Source organism: Holdemanella sp., from assembly GCF_056804935.1.
The window spans coordinates 1-1,182 of the sequence record NZ_DBMEXE010000227.1; the positions used below are offsets into that span (position 1 = coordinate 1).

Here is a 1,182-nt window from a genome sequence, read left to right on the forward strand (position 1 = left end):
AATTTAAAGCACTGTTAATATGAATTTGAACCGCCGTGTGCCGAACGGCTTGCCCGGTGGTGTGAGAGGACGAAAGTTTTATTACTTTCTCCTACTCGATTGCAATTCTTTCAAACATCTATCTAGACAAGTTTGATAAGGAGCTAGAATCTAGAAATCTTCGCTTCGCCAGGTATGCCGACGACTGTATCATTTTCGTTAAAAGTGAAATGAGTGCAAATCGTGTAATGAAATCAGTGACATCGTGGCTAGAAAGAAAACTATTCTTGAAGGTTAGTGCAAAAAAGACTAAAGTAGTTAGACCAACTAAAGGTCAATTCTTAGGTTTTACATTTTACAAAGCTAGAACAGTATGGAAATGTACTCCTACTAAAGATAGGAAGAAGCGTCTTTACTCAAATATCCAAAAATATTTGGAAAGAAAACACGCGGCTTCAAGACCACTATCAGTTACATTTGAGAAATTGAATCAAATGATTAGAGGTTGGATACAATACTTTAAAATTTCAAGTATCAAAGTGTTCTTGGAAGAATTTGGTCAATGGTTACGCCATAAAGTGAGATGTATTATCATTAAACAATGGAAAAGACCAAGGACTATATACAAGAATCTTATGAAACTAAATAAAGCATGTAGAAGTAATCTTACCCACGAAGATATATTTAAATGTGCTAACTCTAGACTCGGATGGTACAGGAGAAGTTGTGGAAATATTGTGAACTTTCTTCTTTCTCCTACTGTTCTAGGCATAAAGAAAGGAGATAGGCCAGGTTTGGTCAATCCCCTTATTTACTATCTTGAGATTTTGTGATTCATTTTAGAATCGATATAAATGTAGAGCCGTATACGAGACCCGTACGTACGGTTCAATGGGAGGGGCAATAATCTTTGTATTATTCCTCTACCCTATTTATTTAAATTCCACCCATGTCAGAATAATAGTGTTGTAAGTCTTCTTGCATTTGTGATTTAACTCTATCCCAATCTTCTGCATTCATCTTACTATATAGAACATGATTCATTGAGATAATGCTCAAGTCTTTTGAGTAATATAAGAATCTTTTACGTTCAAATTTCTCAAATGGATTTGTTAACATATTTCTACAGATTGATTTTCTATCTTTTAGAGTGGTTTCATTGTATGGACATGTACTACGATCTACTTGTAGTCCTCTATCAAT

At 34.5% G+C, this 1,182-nt stretch carries 2 protein-coding genes; one reads left to right on the forward strand and one right to left on the reverse strand.

Annotation, left to right across the window (positions count from 1 at the left end):
• Positions 1-116 precede the first annotated feature (116 nt).
• Positions 117-812, forward strand: coding sequence for a group II intron maturase-specific domain-containing protein (locus ACZQCL_RS08615; protein ID WP_482482815.1), 696 nt, complete (start codon positions 117-119; stop codon positions 810-812).
• Positions 813-915: 103 nt separating this feature from the next.
• On the opposite strand, the gene ACZQCL_RS08620 is transcribed toward ACZQCL_RS08615, so the two are convergent.
• On the reverse strand, positions 916-1,182 hold a 267-nt coding region (locus ACZQCL_RS08620; RefSeq protein WP_482482809.1), incomplete at its 5' end, for a hypothetical protein.